The sequence below is a fragment of the Streptomyces sp. genome, assembly GCF_036566765.1.
Taxonomy (GTDB): domain Bacteria; phylum Actinomycetota; class Actinomycetes; order Streptomycetales; family Streptomycetaceae; genus Streptomyces.
In genome coordinates this window covers 1-15,009 of record NZ_DATCVQ010000048.1, presented here as the reverse complement: position 1 = coordinate 15,009, position 15,009 = coordinate 1, and the positions used below count along the sequence as shown (strand labels likewise).

Annotated in this window: 16 protein-coding genes, 1 tRNA gene and 1 pseudogene; 7 read left to right on the top strand and 11 right to left on the bottom strand. The window is 71.2% G+C overall.

The annotated features are described in order from the left end of the window. The 5 genes and pseudogenes from VIU94_RS02415 to VIU94_RS02395 form a co-directional block, all read left to right on the top strand. Nucleotides 1-472 (top strand): annotated as a pseudogene (locus VIU94_RS02415) (ATP-binding protein); the annotation flags it as partial. A 7-nt stretch (nt 473-479) separates the two neighbouring features. After that, nucleotides 480-914 carry a roadblock/LC7 domain-containing protein gene (locus tag VIU94_RS02410; RefSeq protein WP_331906980.1) on the top strand — a complete coding sequence of 145 codons (435 nt, stop codon included), beginning with the start codon at nt 480-482 and terminating at the stop codon, nt 912-914. 2 nt (nt 915-916) lie between these two features. Then, nucleotides 917-1,288 (top strand): DUF742 domain-containing protein, encoded by a 372-nt coding sequence (locus VIU94_RS02405; protein WP_331906978.1) that lies wholly within the window; start codon nt 917-919, stop codon nt 1,286-1,288. Then, nucleotides 1,266-1,919, top strand: a complete 654-nt coding sequence (locus VIU94_RS02400; RefSeq protein ID WP_331906976.1) for a GTP-binding protein — start codon at nt 1,266-1,268, stop codon at nt 1,917-1,919. The genes VIU94_RS02405 and VIU94_RS02400 overlap by 23 nt, the downstream gene beginning before the upstream one ends. After that, nucleotides 1,916-2,479, top strand: a complete 564-nt coding sequence (locus tag VIU94_RS02395; RefSeq protein ID WP_331906974.1) for a GAF domain-containing protein — start codon at nt 1,916-1,918, stop codon at nt 2,477-2,479. The genes VIU94_RS02400 and VIU94_RS02395 overlap by 4 nt, the downstream gene beginning before the upstream one ends. Nucleotides 2,480-2,535: 56 nt before the next feature. Here VIU94_RS02395 and VIU94_RS02390 read toward each other — a convergent pair whose 3' ends face one another. After that, on the bottom strand, nt 2,536-3,738 hold the full coding sequence (locus VIU94_RS02390) for an acyl-CoA dehydrogenase family protein (RefSeq protein ID WP_331906972.1): 1,203 nt from the start codon (nt 3,736-3,738) through the stop codon (nt 2,536-2,538). Between the two features lie 493 nt (nt 3,739-4,231). On the opposite strand from VIU94_RS02390, the gene VIU94_RS02385 reads away from it, so the two are divergent. Further along, complete coding sequence (locus VIU94_RS02385; protein ID WP_331906970.1) at nt 4,232-4,600, top strand: MmcQ/YjbR family DNA-binding protein; 369 nt, start codon at nt 4,232-4,234, stop codon at nt 4,598-4,600. Between the two features lie 46 nt (nt 4,601-4,646). On the opposite strand, the gene VIU94_RS02380 is transcribed toward VIU94_RS02385, so the two are convergent. Both VIU94_RS02380 and VIU94_RS02375 read right to left on the bottom strand, forming a co-directional pair. Continuing rightward, nucleotides 4,647-5,549, bottom strand: coding sequence for a transketolase family protein (locus tag VIU94_RS02380; RefSeq protein WP_331906968.1), 903 nt, complete (start codon nt 5,547-5,549; stop codon nt 4,647-4,649). A 59-nt stretch (nt 5,550-5,608) separates the two neighbouring features. After that, nucleotides 5,609-6,295 carry a thiamine pyrophosphate-binding protein gene (locus tag VIU94_RS02375; RefSeq protein WP_331906966.1) on the bottom strand — a complete coding sequence of 229 codons (687 nt, stop codon included), beginning with the start codon at nt 6,293-6,295 and terminating at the stop codon, nt 5,609-5,611. Between the two features lie 127 nt (nt 6,296-6,422). On the opposite strand from VIU94_RS02375, the gene VIU94_RS02370 reads away from it, so the two are divergent. Next, a tRNA-Pro gene (locus VIU94_RS02370) sits at nt 6,423-6,496 on the top strand. Nucleotides 6,497-6,582: 86 nt separating this feature from the next. Here VIU94_RS02370 and VIU94_RS02365 read toward each other — a convergent pair. The 8 genes from VIU94_RS02365 to VIU94_RS02330 all read right to left on the bottom strand — a co-directional run. Then, entirely contained in the window at nt 6,583-7,716 is a 1,134-nt protein-coding gene (locus VIU94_RS02365) for an agmatine deiminase family protein (protein WP_414720871.1), read from the bottom strand. Nucleotides 7,717-7,817: 101 nt separating this feature from the next. Beyond that, nucleotides 7,818-8,615 (bottom strand): ABC transporter ATP-binding protein, encoded by a 798-nt coding sequence (locus VIU94_RS02360; RefSeq protein WP_331906982.1) that lies wholly within the window; start codon nt 8,613-8,615, stop codon nt 7,818-7,820. Between the two features lie 34 nt (nt 8,616-8,649). Further along, nucleotides 8,650-9,651, bottom strand: a complete 1,002-nt coding sequence (locus tag VIU94_RS02355; protein WP_331906962.1) for an ABC transporter ATP-binding protein — start codon at nt 9,649-9,651, stop codon at nt 8,650-8,652. Further along, complete coding sequence (locus tag VIU94_RS02350; RefSeq protein WP_331906960.1) at nt 9,648-10,502, bottom strand: ABC transporter permease; 855 nt, start codon at nt 10,500-10,502, stop codon at nt 9,648-9,650. The genes VIU94_RS02355 and VIU94_RS02350 overlap by 4 nt, the downstream gene beginning before the upstream one ends. Beyond that, nucleotides 10,499-11,458 carry an ABC transporter permease gene (locus VIU94_RS02345; protein WP_331906958.1) on the bottom strand — a complete coding sequence of 320 codons (960 nt, stop codon included), beginning with the start codon at nt 11,456-11,458 and terminating at the stop codon, nt 10,499-10,501. The genes VIU94_RS02350 and VIU94_RS02345 overlap by 4 nt, the downstream gene beginning before the upstream one ends. Further along, on the bottom strand, nt 11,455-13,143 hold the full coding sequence (locus VIU94_RS02340; protein WP_331906956.1) for an ABC transporter substrate-binding protein: 1,689 nt from the start codon (nt 13,141-13,143) through the stop codon (nt 11,455-11,457). The genes VIU94_RS02345 and VIU94_RS02340 overlap by 4 nt, the downstream gene beginning before the upstream one ends. A gap of 22 nt (nt 13,144-13,165) precedes the next feature. Continuing rightward, nucleotides 13,166-14,185: an agmatine deiminase family protein gene (locus VIU94_RS02335; RefSeq protein WP_331906954.1), complete on the bottom strand. Its 1,020-nt coding sequence runs from the start codon at nt 14,183-14,185 to the stop codon at nt 13,166-13,168. 130 nt (nt 14,186-14,315) lie between these two features. Beyond that, nucleotides 14,316-15,009: amidohydrolase family protein (locus tag VIU94_RS02330; protein WP_331906952.1), on the bottom strand; the 694-nt coding region annotated here is incomplete at its 5' end.

Sequence of the window (15,009 nt, the reverse complement as noted above, 5' to 3'; positions counted from 1 at the left end):
GGCCCCGGCCGACCCCGGCCGACGGCCGCTGACGTACACCACCTCAGCGTCCGACATACCGTTCCTCCAGCCGATGAACGCACAGTCGACGAACGGCGCCCCGTCCGGCACAGACGTCCCCGGCCCCCACGCCCCGCTCCCTCTGCGCGGCGACCGGGCCGAGCGTCCCACCCCCGCCGGCGGTCTGGCCGCAGTCCCGCCGCAGTCCCCCCGCACCCCCGCGCGTCCCCAGCTCCCCAAGCGCCGTGCCCAGGAGCACCTCGTCCCGCAGCTGCGCGACGAGCCCACGGCACGCAAGGACGAAGAGCACGCCCTGCACGACCCCGGTCTGATGGCCGCCTTCCAGCGGGGCATCGGACTCGCCGAGTCCCAGTCGGCGCCCCAGCACCCCGAAGCCCTCTTCGAGGCGTCCCGCGACCCCCTCGCAGCGCCTCATGATCCGCTGCGTCACGACGACGCGCACAAGGAGTAGATGCACCATGGCGAGCAATGTGCCGAACGGCCATTCCTCGGATCTCGACTGGCTCCTGAGCGGACTGGTCCAGCGGGTCCCGTACACCCGCAACGCGGTCCTGCTCTCCTCCGACGGCCTGGTGAAATCGGTGCACGGCCTGGACACCGACGCCGCCGACCACATGGCCGCCCTGGCCTCCGGCCTGTACTCGCTGGGCCGCAGCGCCGGGGCCCGGTTCGGCGACGGCGGTGAGGTGCGCCAGGTCGTGGTCGAGCTGGACTCCACCCTGCTCTTCGTCTCCACGGCCGGCTCCGGCACCTGCCTCGCGGTCCTCGCCGGCCGCGAGGCCGACGCCGCCGTGCTCGGCTACGAGATGGCGATGCTGGTCAAGAGCGTGCGACCGTACCTGGTCACGCCGGCCAGACAGGCCGCCGCCGCGCCGGGCGGCAGCGGGCAGTGATCATGCCGTCCCCCCTGGACGGGCCCTGGCTCGACGACGCGGCCGGCCGTCTGATCCGGCCGTACACCGTCAGCGGCGGCCGGACCAAGCCCAGCACCGCCCTCGACCTGCTGTCGATGGTGATGGCGACCGGTTCGGCCCCGCAGCCGCACATGGGCCCGGAGCACGCCCTCGCCCTGGGGCTGTGCGACGGGCCCACCTCGGTGGCGGAGATCGCGGCCCACTTACGGCTGCCGGCCGTCGTCACCAAGGTTCTGCTCTCCGATCTCGTGGACTGCGGGGCGATCACCGCCAAGTCGCCCCGCTTCCACGCCCAACCCACCGACCGTTCCTTGCTGGAGGCAGTGCTCGATGGCCTACGACGACGGCTCTGAGCGCCAGGACTCTGAGTTCCACGAATCCGAGCTCAACGACGCTGTCCCGACCGACCCGTTCCCCACGGCGCTCAAGATCCTGGTGGCGGGCGGCTTCGGGGTGGGCAAGACGACCTTCGTGGGCGCGGTCAGCGAGATCGAGCCGCTCAGCACCGAGGAACTGCTGACGCAGGTCAGCGAGGCCACCGACAGTCTGGTCGGCGTCGAGTCCAAGACCACCACGACCGTGGCCATGGACTTCGGCCGCATCACCCTGGACGCGCGGCACGTCCTGTACCTGTTCGGCACGCCCGGGCAGGAACGCTTCTGGTTCATGTGGGACGAGCTCTCCGAAGGCGCGCTCGGCGCGGTGGTCCTCGCCGACACCCGACGCCTGGAGGACTGCTTCTCCGCCGTGGACTTCTTCGAACGGCGGGGGATCGGATTCGTCGTCGCGGTCAACGAGTTCGACGGCTCGTACCGCTACGAGCCCGACGAGGTCAGAGCCGCGATCGACCTGAAGCCCGAGGTGCCGGTCGTGCTGTGCGACGCCCGTATCTCCAGCTCCGGCATCCAGACCCTGCTCACCCTCGTCCAGCATCTGCTCACCACCACCCCGGCCCCGACGCCGAGCTACGGAGCGCCCTCATGAGCTACGACCCGACCGGTCACCTGCTGCTGACCCCCATCGACCAGGAGGCGCCCACCCGTGTGCGGAGGCTGCGGCAGCTGGGGATCGGGGAGCGGCCGGAGGCGGTGTTCGACGAGTTCGCCAAGAAGCTCGCCGAGGTGACGGCCGCGCCGTACACGATGGTCAACTTCATCGACGAGAACCGGCAGTTCTTCGCCGGCCTGCACACTCCGAACGGGCCGCAGTCCGTTTCCGACGTCGGCACCGGCGCGGGCGCCGTCAGCCGGTACATGGACCGCGACCACGGCTACTGCCCGCATGTGGTGGTGCGGCGCAAGGCGCTGGTCCTGGAGGACGTGTGCGACTACCCGCGGTTCGCGGGGAACCCGGTGGTGGACGAGATCGGCATCCGCTCCTACCTGGGCGCGCCGCTGATCGACCGCACCGGCGTGGCGCTCGGCACGATCTGCGTGGTGGACACCGAGCCGCGGCCGTGGGGGCGGCCCGGCCTGGAGACCATCAAGGCGATGGCGGCGGAGCTGGTCGAGAAGATCCACCGCCGCGAGGACGGGCTGTTCTAGGAGGATGGGCTGTTTCGGGGGACGGGATCCGGCGCGGACGGGGCCGTCCGCGCCGGTCACATCGCCGGGACCGGCTCCATCCGGACCACGTCGGAGAGTTTCTCGGACCAGCTGCCCTTGGCGGTGCCGAGCGCGACCTCGGCCAGCCGCAGCAGTTGGATGTCCGAGGTGCCGGCGGGGGCGAAGATGTGGTGCGCGTCCCGCAGATAGCGCTCGATCGGGCGGTCGGTGAACAGACCGGCGGCGGCGTGGATCTCCATCGCGTTGCGCCCGGAGTCGATCGCCGACTCCACGTTGATCAGCTTCGCGTTCATCAGCTCGGCGTCGCAGGACATCCCCTGGTCGAGCAGGTGCACGGCGTGGTACGCGGCCAGCCGGGCGGTCATCAGCCGGGACTGCATCCGGCCCAACTTCAGCTTCACCGACGGCAGTTCGTGCAGCGGCTTGCCGTAGCGGATGCGCTCGGAGGCGAAGCGGGTGGTCTCCTCCAGGATCGCCTGGTGGATGCCGAGCGAGACGGCGGTGAGGTTGGCCCGCCCGTACAGGACGCTGGAGGAGTACGCGACGGCCAGGCCGTCGCCCTCCTCGCCGAGCCGGTTGGCCGCGGGGACCCGGCAGTCCTCGAAGACGAGCTCGCCGAAGCTGAAGCCGTGCAGGCCCATGGTCGGCTGCTGGGGGCCGGTGCGGAAGCCGGGGCGGTCGGACTCGACGAGGAAGGCGCTGAGCCCCTTCGAGCCGGGCCCGGTCCGGACCACGACGCCGTGCAGATCGCCGACGTGGCTGTTGCCGACGTACACCTTGTTGCCGTTGAGGACGTAGTCGTCGCCGTCGCGGACCGCGCTCGCGGTCATCCCGAGGACATGGCCGCCCGACTCGGGCTCGGTGACCGCGATGGTCGGCAGGCACTCACCGGCCGCGATGGCCGGGAGCCACGTCTTGCGCTGCTCGTCGCTGCCGAAATGGACGATCTTCGCGGTGCCGAGCTGCGACGCCTGGACCATGGCGCCCATCGCCCCGCTGACCCGGGAGAGTTCCTCGATGATGACGGTCTTGGCGAGGTGGCCGGCGCCCATGCCGCCGAATTCCTGGCTGATTGTCGCGCCCAGCCAGCCCTGTTCGGCGATGAGACGGGAGAGTTCCCAGTGAACCGTGCGACTCGATTCCATCTCTGCTATTCGTGGCCGGACCTGGCGCTCCGCGAATTCTCGGACGGTCTCCCGGAGTCGATGATGCAGATGACTGCTGAAGTAGCCGTCCATGTCGAGCCCTCCCTGCGAAACGCCTGTTCGGGCGGCTGCTCGAACAGGTGGAGCATCGGCAGTGGTCCCGTCCCGAACAGGCCGACCCTTTCATGGTGTTGATCTTTAGGAGATCGATCAATATCGCCACCGAGTTTGTCCGAAACCGGGGTGGTTGACGATTGGTTGTGCCTGTGTTGCGGACGTTTTTGGCCTGCTGGGCGCTGCCTCCAGGGCATTCCCGCGGGGCATCTTTCTGCCACATGCCAACGGCATTCGATTCCTGATCACAGGGCACGGGCGCACGGGTTCCCGCCTCATTCATGCACTCACGCACCATGGGTGGCCGGCCCCGGAAACGTTACGCCGCCGGTGGCGCGGGCGATTGCCCCGCTAAGGAGCGCTCGGACCCCGACCGGGGCGGCGTGCGGATGCGCATGGCGGCGCGTACGGAGCGTGCAGCGCGTGACGCGAACGGAGGCGTGCGCCCCGGCGTACTCGGTACGGTCGAAGCATGGCCACAGTCGACGATGTCCGCAGAATCGCGCTCGCCCTGCCCGAGGCGGTCGAGAAGCTCGCCTGGGGGATGCCCACCTTCCGGGTGGGCGTCGGCGGGAAGATCTTCGCCTCGCTGGACGACGACGACCGCGCGATGGGTGTGAAATGCCCCAAGGAGGACCGCGCCGAACTGATCGCCGCCGAGCCGGACAAGTTCTTCCTCCGCGCGGGCCACGACGACGGCTACGCCTGGGTACGCGTCCACCTTGCCGCGCTGGAGGACGACGAGGAGCTCCACGCGATCCTCGCCGACTCCTGGCGTCAGGCGGCCCCGCGCCGACTCCTCACCCTCCACCCGGATCTGGGGGCGCCGCCGGGGGAGTGAGGGCGGTTGGCTCAGCAGGGGCCGTGAGGCCCGTACGCCTTCGCGGTCACCCGCCCAGGAAGGCGGCGATCCGGGCCCTGAGACCCGCCGGGTCGAGCCCGTGCGCCGCCACATGCTCCTCGATCTCCCCGTACTTCCGCAGCTCCTGCCGCGCCACGCCCAGTCCAAGGACCCGGTGCGGGACCTCGACCAGGGCGTCGTTCGCCGCGCCCGTCGACGTGCCGGCCAGGTACGGCTCGACCAGGACCACGTCCGCCCGGGCCCCGTCCGCGACGGCCCGGCGCAGCGCCTCCCCGTCGAACGGCCGGACGGTCGTCGCGTACAGCACGGTCACGTCAAGGCCCTCGGTCGCGGCGAGGACGTTGTCGAGCAGCGGGCCGACGGCGACCACGACACCGCCGCGCCCCTCGCGCAGCCGCAGGAAGCCCTTGCCCGTGACCGGCTGGGGCGCGCGGTTGGACTGCTCGGACAGCCGCACGTACACGGAGTCGTCCGCCGCCGCCACCGCCTGCCGCAGCAGGACCTCGGCCTCGTCCGGATGACCGGGCACATGCACGGTCCACCCGTCCAGGGTGTCCAGGAGTGCGACGTCCCCGGGCGACATGTGGGTGAAGCCGCCGGCCGGCCAGTCGTACGACGCGGCGGCGCTGACCAGGACCCCGTGCACGCCCTGGTGGCCGAAGTCCAGCTTGACCTGCTCGAAGGGCCGCTCGACCAGGAAGCTGGCGAAGGTGTGCATGAGCGGCCGCAGCCCGGTCAGGGCCATCCCGGCCCCGGCACCGATCAGCAGCTGCTCGCGGATCCCGACGTTGACCACCCGCTCGGGATGGCGCCGCGCCGCGGGCTGGAAGCCGGCCGCGCTGATCTCGGCGAGCACGACCGCCAGGCGCGGGTCCTCGTCGAGCAGCCGGGAGGCGGTGGAGATGAAGCGGTCACGCATGGTGTCCATGGAGGATTCCTCGTGTGCGATATATGCCGACATACATCGGTATAGGACGGAGGTCGAGCTCAGTTCTTCGGCTCGACACGGGCCACGACGGCCCGCGGACGCCCCGGGTGAGGGGCGGTGTACGCGGCGTACAGGGCCTCGTGGTCCCGGCCGTCCACGGTCTCGGCGGACCAGCCGGCCGCCTCGAACCGCGAGGCGATCCCGCCGGGCCAGCCGTGGGTCGCCGACGCGTTGTCGATCACCAGCGTGTGCAGCTGCTCCAGGCCGGCGGGCCCGGCGTGGGCGAGGGCCTCGTGGTTGCTGCCCTCGTCCAGCTCGGCGTCCCCGATCAGCACCCACACCCGCGGATCGGCGAGCCCCTGCGCCCGCAGCCCGAGCACCGTCCCCACCGCCAGCGGCAGCCCGTGCCCGAGCGACCCGCTGCTGATCTCGACGCCCGGGACCAGCGTCCGGTCGGGGTGGTGGCCGAGCGGCGAGTCGTACGACCCGAAGCCGGGCAGCCACGCCTCGGGCACGAAGCCGCGCGCGGCGAGGACGGCGTAGTACGCCATGGGCCCGTGCCCCTTGGACAGCAGGAACCGGTCCCGCCCCGGGTCGCCCGCGGTCTCGGGCGACACCCGGAGCACCCGGTCGTAGAGCACCCACAGCGCGTCGAGCGTCGAGGTCGCGGCGGTCGAATGCTTCTCGGCCCCGGTCATGAGCGCCATGAGCCGCTGCAGCCGGTCGATGTCTGCCGTGTTCGTCATGACAGCCACCGTGCAACCTCAAGCTTGATCGAGGTCAAGCGCGCAAAGCGGTTCGTGACCACAGGGGGAAGTGCGGTATTGTTCTCATGCGCGTTCGGCCCGGGGAAACCCCAGGTCAGACGGGTATCGGGACGTGGCGCAGCTTGGTAGCGCACTTGACTGGGGGTCAAGGGGTCGCAGGTTCAAATCCTGTCGTCCCGACTCGAAAGAGTCGCAGGTCGAGGGGCCGTTTCAGAGTGATCTGAAGCGGCCCCTCGACCGTTTTGCGTCGCCCCGCGCCGAGCGGGTTACGGGATCGGCTGCTGCTGGGTGACGCAGTGGATGCCGCCGCCTCCTGTGCCGAGGCGGTCGATGTCGAGCTGCTCGATCACCCGGTCGGGGTAGAGCCGGGCGAGGGTTGCCCTGGCGGCGGTGTCGGCGCGGGTGTCGCCGAAGTGGGCCGAGATGACGGCGCCGTTGCACAGGTAGTAGTTGGCGTAGGACGCCAGGAAGTCGCGGTTCGTGGAGCGGATCTTGTTGTAGTCGGGTCCCTGGAGCCGGTCGACCGCGATCCGGCCGCCGGTGGCGGTCGTGGCGTTCGACAGGACCTGGTACTGCTGGCGCGCGTCCTTGGCGTAGGCGTCGGTGTCCGTTGCCAGGGGCATCTGGACGAGGGCCCCGCCCGGGGCGAGGAAACGCGAGGTCGCGTCGACGTGGTCGTCGGTGATGTCCTGGCCGTACACGCCGTCGAACCAGATGACCTTGGACGCGCCGTACGCGTCGCGCATCGCGCTCTCGATCTGCGCCTGCGACATCCCGGGGTTGCGGTTGCGGTTGACGAGGCTGCTGCGGGTCGCCATCAGGGTGCCGGCGCCGTCCTGCTCGATCGCGCCGCCCTCGCCGACGAGGTCGGCGTACGTGAACGGCACGCCGACGTACGCGGCGATCCGCTCGGCGACCAGCGCGTCCCTGGAGTGGATCTGCTTGTCGCCCCAGCCGTTGAAGTTCAGGCCGACCGCGTCCAGGCCGCCGGCCCCGTCGGTACGGAAGACCGGGCCGGTGTCGCGCATCCAGCAGTCGTCGACCGGTATGGAACTGATGACGGTGACCGAGGACCCGCACATCTGCCGAGCCCGTGCGGCGCTCGCCGAGTTGGCGCACATGATGACGGGCTCGTATTTCGCCACCGTCCGCGCGATCAGGGCGATGTCCGCCTGGACGCCGCCGAGCTTGCCGCGCCAGATCGAGGTGCTGTCCGGCCAGGCCATCCACGTACGGGTGTGCCGGACGTCCTCGATGGGGACGGCGAAGGAGCCCGCCGAGGCGCTCCGGGCCGACGCGGACGCGGCGCCCGCCCGGGCCTCGGCCGCGGCCAGGGCCGCACCGGCGGCGGTCAGGGCCGTGGCCGCCAGGAACTTACGCCGGCCGATGCCTCGGCCGATTCCCCTGCCGGATGGCTCGTTCGCCGCGTGATCGTTCGCAGTATGGTCGTTCACTTCGCCTCCTGCTCGACTGCCCGCGGTCCTTCCGCGGGCAGGGCTTGTTACAGCGCCCGCCGGGCGGCCGCGATCCGTTCCGGATCCCATCCGGGGCGGGGCACGGACTCCAACAGGAGCCGGGTGTAGGGGTGTTGGGGAGCCGCAAGGACGTCGGCGGTGCGGCCCGCCTCGACGACCGCCCCGTGGCGCATGACGAGGACGTCGTCGGTGACGCACCGCACCACGCCGAGGTCGTGGGTGATGAACAGGTAGCCGATCGACGTCTGCTCCCGGATGTCGGCCAGCAGGTTGAGGATCTGCGCCTGCACGGAGACGTCGAGCGCGGCCACCGCCTCGTCGAGGACGAGCACCGCCGGTTCCACGGCCAGGGCCCTGGCTATGGCGACGCGTTGGCGCTGGCCGCCGGAGAGATCGCGGGGCAGTGCGTCGGCGGCCCGGGTGCCCAGGCCGACCTGGTCGAGGAGTTCGCGTACCCGCCGGGCGTGGTCCATGGCCGGGAAGTGCAGGCGCAGCGTCTCGCGCAGCACCGCCTCGACACCCGTCCGCGGGTCGAGGGAGAGGTACGGGTCCTGGAAGACCATCTGGACCTCGCGCGCCCGGGCGAGCTGCCGCGCACGGCCCCGGGCCGGCCCGCTCCGGGCCCGGCCGCGGACGCGGACCTCACCGGCGTCGGGCCGATCGAGGCCGACGACGATCCGAGCCGTGGTGGTCTTCCCCGAGCCGGACTCGCCCACGATGCCGAGGGATCCGCCCTCCCGCAGGGTGAACGACACGTCGTCCACGGCTCGTACGCTCCCGAAGCCGCGATGCAGGCCGACGGCCTCCAGGACGCATCCACGCATCGACAGGACGTCCTCAGGCATCGACAAGGCGTTCTCACGCATCGACGGCGCTCCCTTCGAGCCGGTCGCTGTGGTGGCAGGCCGCCCGGTGTTCCGGTAGCCCGGGGGCGGGCCGCGACGGCGGGGCCTGCTGCGCGCAGAGCTCGGTGGCGAGCGGGCAGCGGGCGGCGAAGGCGCAGCCGGTCAGCGGCGTCCGCAGATCGGGCGGCGAGCCGTCGATGGCGGCGAGCCGGCCACGGGGGTTCTCCAGGCGGGGCGTCGACGCGAGCAGCGCGGCCGTGTACGGGTGGCGGGGGTGGGCGAAGAGGCGGTCGGCGGGGCCGCTTTCGGCGATGCGACCGGCGTACATCACGTAGACCCGGTCGCTGATCGCGGCGGCGAGATCGAGGTCGTGCGTGACGAACAGCAGCCCGGTACGGAAGCGTTCGCGCAGCCGGCCGAGCAGGGCGACGACCTCGGCCTGGGTGGTGACGTCGAGCGCGGTGGTGGGCTCGTCCGCGAGCAGCAGGGCCGGGTCGCCCATCAGCGCGGCCGCGATCATGACGCGTTGCAGCATGCCGCCGGACACCTCGCCGGGGTACTTGCGCAGCGCGGAGGCGTCCAGGCCGACCGCCTGGAGGAGCTCCGTGGCGCGGGCGGTCGCGTCCGCCTCGCTCATGGCCCTGGTCAGCCGGACGCTCTCGGTGAGGAAGTCGCCGATGCGGCGCAGCGGATTGATGGCGGCGCGCGGGTCCTGGAAGATCATCGCCACGCTGCCGGTGCGCAGGGCGCGGAGCCGGTCGGCGCTCATGGTGAGCACGTCGTGCCCGTCCACGAGGACCTTGCCCTCGGTGACGGCGCCGGCCGGCAGCAGCCGCAGGGCGCTGCGCGAGGTGAGGGTCTTGCCGGAGCCGGACTCGCCGACGAGGGCGACGGTCTCGCCGGCGGCGACGGTGAGGTCGATGCCGTCGAGTACGGGGCGGGCGGTGCCGGGGAGGCTGATCCGGAGGCCCTGGACGTCCAGAGTGTTCGGCGGCGGCACGGAGTTCGTGTTCATCGGTCTCTCCTGGCGACCCGGTCGGCCCAGCGTTCGCCGACGACGTTGAAGGCGACCACGGTCAGCACGATGAAGACGCAGGGCAGGATCGCGGACAGCGGGTAGCCGTGCTGTACGGCGGTCTGCCCGTCGAAGACCATGCGGCCCCAGTCGGGGGTGAGCGCGGGGACGCCCAGGCCGAGGAAGGAGAGGCCGGCGAGGTCCATCAGGGCGTAGCCGAAGTTGATCGTGGACTGGGCGAGGACGACGGGGGCGATGTTGGGAAGGATGTGGCGCAGGCAGATCTGCAGCCCGGAGTGGCCCTGGACTTGGTACGCGCTGACGTAGGGCCGTTCGCGTTCCGCGAGGACCAGGGAGCGGGTGAGGCGGCTGACGTACGGCAGGTAGGCGACGGCGAGCGCGGTGACCGGCGCGAGCAGCCCTTCCCCGTAGATCGAGATGATGAGGATCGCGAGCAGCATCCCGGGGAAGGCGAAGACGAGTTCGGTGCTGCGGGACAGGACGGAGTCGAGCCAGCCGCCGCGCCAGGCCGCGGCCGTGCCGACGGCGACGCCGGCGACGGTGGAGAAGAGGACCACCCCGAGCGGGCCGAGGAGCGAGGTGCGCGCGCCCAGGAGCAGGCGGGAGAGCGTGTCGCGACCGGCGGCGTCCACGCCGAGCAGGTGCTCGGCGGAGGGCGCCGCGAGTGCGTTGCCCAGGTCCACGGCGTTGGGGTCGTACGGCGCCGCCCAGGGGGCGAGCAGCGCCGCGAGGACGACCAGGACGACGAGGCCGAGGCAGATCACGTACAGGGGCGAGCCGGCGGAGCGGAGCCTGGCGAGGCCGGGCCGGCGGGTGAGGACGGCGGTCATGCGGCGGACCTCCTCGATCCGAGGGCGATCCGCGGGTCGACCAGGGGCATCAGCAGGTCGACGACGAGGTTCACGAGCATGAACAGGGCCACGATGATCAGGGAGATGGCCTGGACGGTCGGGAAGTCCTTGGTGGTGGTGGACAGTTCGAGCAGCTGGCCGATGCCGCCGATGCCGAACGCCGTCTCGACGAGGATCGTGCAGACCAGGAGCGTCGAGACGATCAGGCCGCCGGTGGTCAGGACGGTGCCGAGCGAGTTGCGGAACACATGGCGGCGGATCACCTGGCGCTCGGGGACGCCCCGGCTGCGGGCCACGGTGACGTGCTCGCCGTCGAGGGCCTCCAGCATCGCCGAGCGGGTGACCCGGGCGAGCATGCCGATCAGATAGAGCGCGAGCGCGATCGACGGCAGCGTCAGATGCCAGAGCATGTCCGCGAAGCCCTCGCCCGCGCCGCCGCTGGGGAACCAGCCGAGGTCCACGGCGAACAGCGCCTGGAGCAGCACGGCCGCGACGAAGGACGGCGTGCCGACGGCGAAGGTGGTGGCGACCAGGATCGCGGAGTCCGCGGCCCCGCCGCGCACGGCGGCCAGCCGGCCGAGCAGCAGCCCGACGGCCACGACGACGACCAGCGCCATGGCGACGAGCAACAGCGTGGTCGGCAGCCGGTCGGCCAACAGACGGGAGACGTCGGTGCGGTACGTGAGGGACCGGCCGAAGTCGCCCTGGAGCACGTCGCCCAGCCACCGCAGGTAGCGGACGAGGAAGGGGTCGTCCAAGTGGTACTGGGCGTTGATCGCGGCCAGCGCCTCGGGCGAGGCCGAGCGGCCGGAGAGCAGGAAGCTCGCCGGGCTGCCCGGCGCCAGGTACATCGCCCCGAAGACCACGAACGAGGCTGCGAGCAGGGTGACGGCCATCTCCGTCACCCGTCGCACTCCGAATCTCACGAAGCTCACCGCGCGGCCCCCACGTCGGCGGCCCACGGGTAGTACATGTACGAGATGGTGGTCGGCGCGCCGGTGATCCTCTTGTTGAGGAAGACGGCGGTGGGCCACTCGGCGACCGGGATCCACAGCAGCTGCTCGGCCGCGTGCTTCTGCAGCTCGGCCTCGATCTCCAGCCGCCGCACGGGGTCGTAGACGGCGGTCGCCCGCTCGACGAGGCCGTCGTACCGCCGGTCGCTGTAGCCGGCGAAGTTCTGGTACGCCCCGGTCCTGAAGTTGGTGAGCAGGTCCAGCGGATCGCGGATCGAGTCGTAGTAGGTGAGCGGGAACATGTCGATGCCCTCGCGCGCCTTCGGGTCGGTGAACAGCGCGGTGAACGCGTTCGGGGCGATGGTCTTCAGCCGGATGTCCAGGCCGATCCGGCTGCCGGCCGCCTGGACGGCGGTGGCGAGGAGGGAGACGTCCTGCCCGATCGAACTGGTGGCGACGGTCAGGGACTTGCCCGTGGCGCCGGCCTCCTTGATCAGCGCCGTGGCCTTCTCGATGTCCTGGGCGGACGGCGGCAGGGCGTCGAGCGCGGCCTTCTTCGTCTGTTCCGAAGCCCCGGCCCAAACGGCGCGGGTGGTGAGGGAGTTGGTGACTGTGCCCGCACCGCCGAGGCCGGCCTTGACGAAGCCCGAACGGTCCAGGGCCAGCGACAGCGCGCGACGGACGCGGACATCGCCGAGCGGCCCCTTCATGTCGGTGATGTTGACGTTGACCGTGCTCAGGCCCTCGCCGAAGTACAGGGTGCCGACGCCGCTGTCGCGCAGCTTGGCGTAACTCTCGGTCGGGATCAGGTAGCCGCCGTCCGCCTCGCCGCTGAGCAGCGCGTTCGTACGGGCGGAGGGGTCGGTGATGAAGCGGAAGACGGCCTTGCCGGACTTGGCCTTCGTGCCCCAGTAGCCGTCGAACCGTTCGAGCTCGATCGACTGGCCCTTGTTCCACGCGCCGAGCTCGAACGGGCCGGTGCAGGCGAGGCCGCCCGAGGTGCCGTAGTCCCTGCCGGCCGCCTGCACCCCGGACTTGGACGCCACCACGCCGGCGGCGGTCGCCATGTACTGCGGGAACTGCGAGTCGGGCTTCTTGAGCTTGACGGTCACCTGGAGCGGGCCGGTCTTGGTCACGGCGGTGACGTTCTCGAAGACCTGCGCCCAGGCGGCGGCGTTGTCCGGGTCCCGCTGCCGGCCGAGGCTGAAGACGACGTCGTCGGCGGTCATCACCCGGCCGTCGTGGAAGCGCACGCCTGGGCGGAGGTCGTAGACCCAGGTGGTGGGGTCGGGGTTGGACGCCTTGCGCGCCAGACCCGGCTCCGTGGTGAGCCCGGGCGTCCAGCGCATCAGGCTCTCGCACACGTTCGAGAGGATCGTGTTCTGCGGGTAGTCGAACGCCACGGTGTAGTCGAGCGTGGGCGGCTCGGCGTAGACCGCCCACGTGAAGGAGTCGAGCTCGCCCTGGGCCTTCGGCGTACCGGCCGAGAGCTTGAACGCGCTGCTGGGGAGGGCCGCGCCGTTCTTGGGCGGGCCGGAGCAGGCGGCCAGGAGGGCGAAGGAGGCGAGGGCGGCGGTCGCGACGGCGCGCCGGGCGCTGCGGGGGTTACGGGTGCTGCCGGCCGGTCTTGAGTCGAGTCTTGAGTCGAGGGAGGGGGATGTGCTCATCGTCGTGCTCTCTTTCCGTGCGTCACGCGGTGGCGGCGTGGGCGGCGGCGGGGATCTGCTGGGTGATGCAGTGGACCCCGCCACCGCCGAAGGCGATCGCGAGGGCGTGCACGCCGACGACCGTGCGGCCGGGGTAGGCGGAGGCGATCACCTTGAGCGCGTCCTCGTCCTGGGGCAGTCCGGCCACCGGCACGACTACACCGCCGTTGGCGAGGTAGTAGTTGAGGTACGACACCTCCACCTGGCCGTCCGCCATGTCGACGAACGACGTCTGCGGGACGTCGACGATCTCGAACTTCCGGCCGTGCGCGTCGGTGCTCGCCTCCAGGACGGCGCGGTTGGCGCGCATCCGGGCGTAGTCGGGGTGCGCGGGGTCGTCGGGCAGGGAGACGACGACCTTGCCGGGCGCGGCGAAGGCGCAGACGCCGTCGACGTGTCCGTCCGTCTCGGTGTCCAGGAGCCCGCCGTACGGAAGCCAGACGACCTTGCTGACGCCGAGCTGCGACGTGAGCTCGGCCTCGATCTCGTCCCGGCTCATGCCGGGGTTCCTGTTGGGGTGGAGGAGACACTGCTCGGTCGTGATCAGCGTGCCCTCGCCGTCGACCGTGATCGCCCCGCCCTCAAGGATCATGTCGGAGACGATGCGCTCGACGCCGAGGTGCTCCAGGAGCAGGCCGCTGATCCGGTCGTCGGCGTCGTACGGGTGGTGCTTGCGGCCCCAGGCGTTGAAGCGGAAGTCCACCCCGGCGAGGCGGCCGGCGGCGTCGAGGACGAACAGCGGGGCGGAGTCGCGGAACCACGAGTCGTCAAGCGGCAGTTCGACGACGGTGATGTCCGGTCCGCACCAGGTCCGGGCGTCGTCGCCGAAGCCGGGCGGGGCGACCATGGTCACCGGCTCGAACGCGGCGATGGCGCGGGCGACGTTCGCGTACTCCTCCTTCGCCTCGTCCAGCACGCTGCCCCAGAGTTCCTCGCGGGTGGGCCAGGCCATCAGGCACCCCTGGTGCTCGGTCCACTCGGCGGGCATACGGAAAGCAGTCATCAGGTGTCTCTCTTCGGTCTTCGGTAGGGGTCTTGATGTAGGGTTGTCTGACTGAAAATTCAGTCAATGTGGAGGGTTGAAGAAAATGAGGCAACGCGACGGAGGCCTGGGACGGCCTTCGTCGGGCCCCTCAGAGGAAGTAGAGGCGGTTCAGGGAGATCGAGTCGGCGGGCTCGGAGCGGATCGGGTCGCCGTCGAGCGTGACGAGGCCGGATCGGCCGTCTACCGAGACGGCTCCGATGCGGGAGTTCAGGAGCAGGTCGGCCGGGCCGATGCCGCGGGTGCCGCGCACGGCAACCCGGCGGCGTCGGGTCGTCATCGCGTCGGAGCCGAGGTCGATAGCGGCCTGCGCGACGAAGGCGACGGAGATGTCGGCCGGCGTCGTGCCGTGGGCCCCGAACAGCGGGCCGAGGACCCGTGGTTCGCACCGGTCGGTGGCGGCGTTCGGGTCGCCGGTGACGCCGTAGGCGGGGAAGCCCGACTTGAGGACCAGCTGCGGCTTGGCGCCGAAGTACTCGGGTCGCCACAGCACGATGTCGGCCATTTTGCCGATCTCGACGGAGCCGACTTCGTGGGCGAGGCCGTGGGCGATGGCCGGGTTGATGGTGAGTTTGGCCATGTAGCGGAGGACGCGTGCGTTGTCGTCGTGCGCGCCGTCGCCGTCCAGCGGGCCGAGCTCGGCTTTCATCTTGCCGGCCATGGCGAAGGTCCGGCGTACGGTCTCGCCGGCCCTTCCCATCCCCTGCGCGTCGGAGGAGGTGATCCCGATCGCGCCGAGGTCGTGCAGGACGTCCTCCGCGCCCATCGTCCCGGCCCGGATCCGG

What these genes read in the sequence shown, in the direction of transcription:
- VIU94_RS02410 (WP_331906980.1), top strand. Translation starts at nt 480, where the DNA reads ATGGCGAGCAATGTGCCGAACGGCCATTCCTCGGATCTCGACTGGCTC.
- VIU94_RS02405 (WP_331906978.1), top strand. Translation starts at nt 917, where the DNA reads ATGCCGTCCCCCCTGGACGGGCCCTGGCTCGACGACGCGGCCGGCCGT.
- VIU94_RS02400 (WP_331906976.1), top strand. Translation starts at nt 1,266, where the DNA reads ATGGCCTACGACGACGGCTCTGAGCGCCAGGACTCTGAGTTCCACGAA.
- VIU94_RS02395 (WP_331906974.1), top strand. Translation starts at nt 1,916, where the DNA reads ATGAGCTACGACCCGACCGGTCACCTGCTGCTGACCCCCATCGACCAG.
- VIU94_RS02390 (WP_331906972.1), bottom strand. Translation starts at nt 3,738, where the DNA reads ATGGACGGCTACTTCAGCAGTCATCTGCATCATCGACTCCGGGAGACC.
- VIU94_RS02385 (WP_331906970.1), top strand. Translation starts at nt 4,232, where the DNA reads ATGGCCACAGTCGACGATGTCCGCAGAATCGCGCTCGCCCTGCCCGAG.
- VIU94_RS02380 (WP_331906968.1), bottom strand. Translation starts at nt 5,549, where the DNA reads ATGGACACCATGCGTGACCGCTTCATCTCCACCGCCTCCCGGCTGCTC.
- VIU94_RS02375 (WP_331906966.1), bottom strand. Translation starts at nt 6,295, where the DNA reads ATGACGAACACGGCAGACATCGACCGGCTGCAGCGGCTCATGGCGCTC.
- VIU94_RS02360 (WP_331906982.1), bottom strand. Translation starts at nt 8,615, where the DNA reads ATGCGTGGATGCGTCCTGGAGGCCGTCGGCCTGCATCGCGGCTTCGGG.
- VIU94_RS02355 (WP_331906962.1), bottom strand. Translation starts at nt 9,651, where the DNA reads ATGAACACGAACTCCGTGCCGCCGCCGAACACTCTGGACGTCCAGGGC.
- VIU94_RS02350 (WP_331906960.1), bottom strand. Translation starts at nt 10,502, where the DNA reads ATGACCGCCGTCCTCACCCGCCGGCCCGGCCTCGCCAGGCTCCGCTCC.
- VIU94_RS02340 (WP_331906956.1), bottom strand. Translation starts at nt 13,143, where the DNA reads ATGAGCACATCCCCCTCCCTCGACTCAAGACTCGACTCAAGACCGGCC.
- VIU94_RS02335 (WP_331906954.1), bottom strand. Translation starts at nt 14,185, where the DNA reads ATGACTGCTTTCCGTATGCCCGCCGAGTGGACCGAGCACCAGGGGTGC.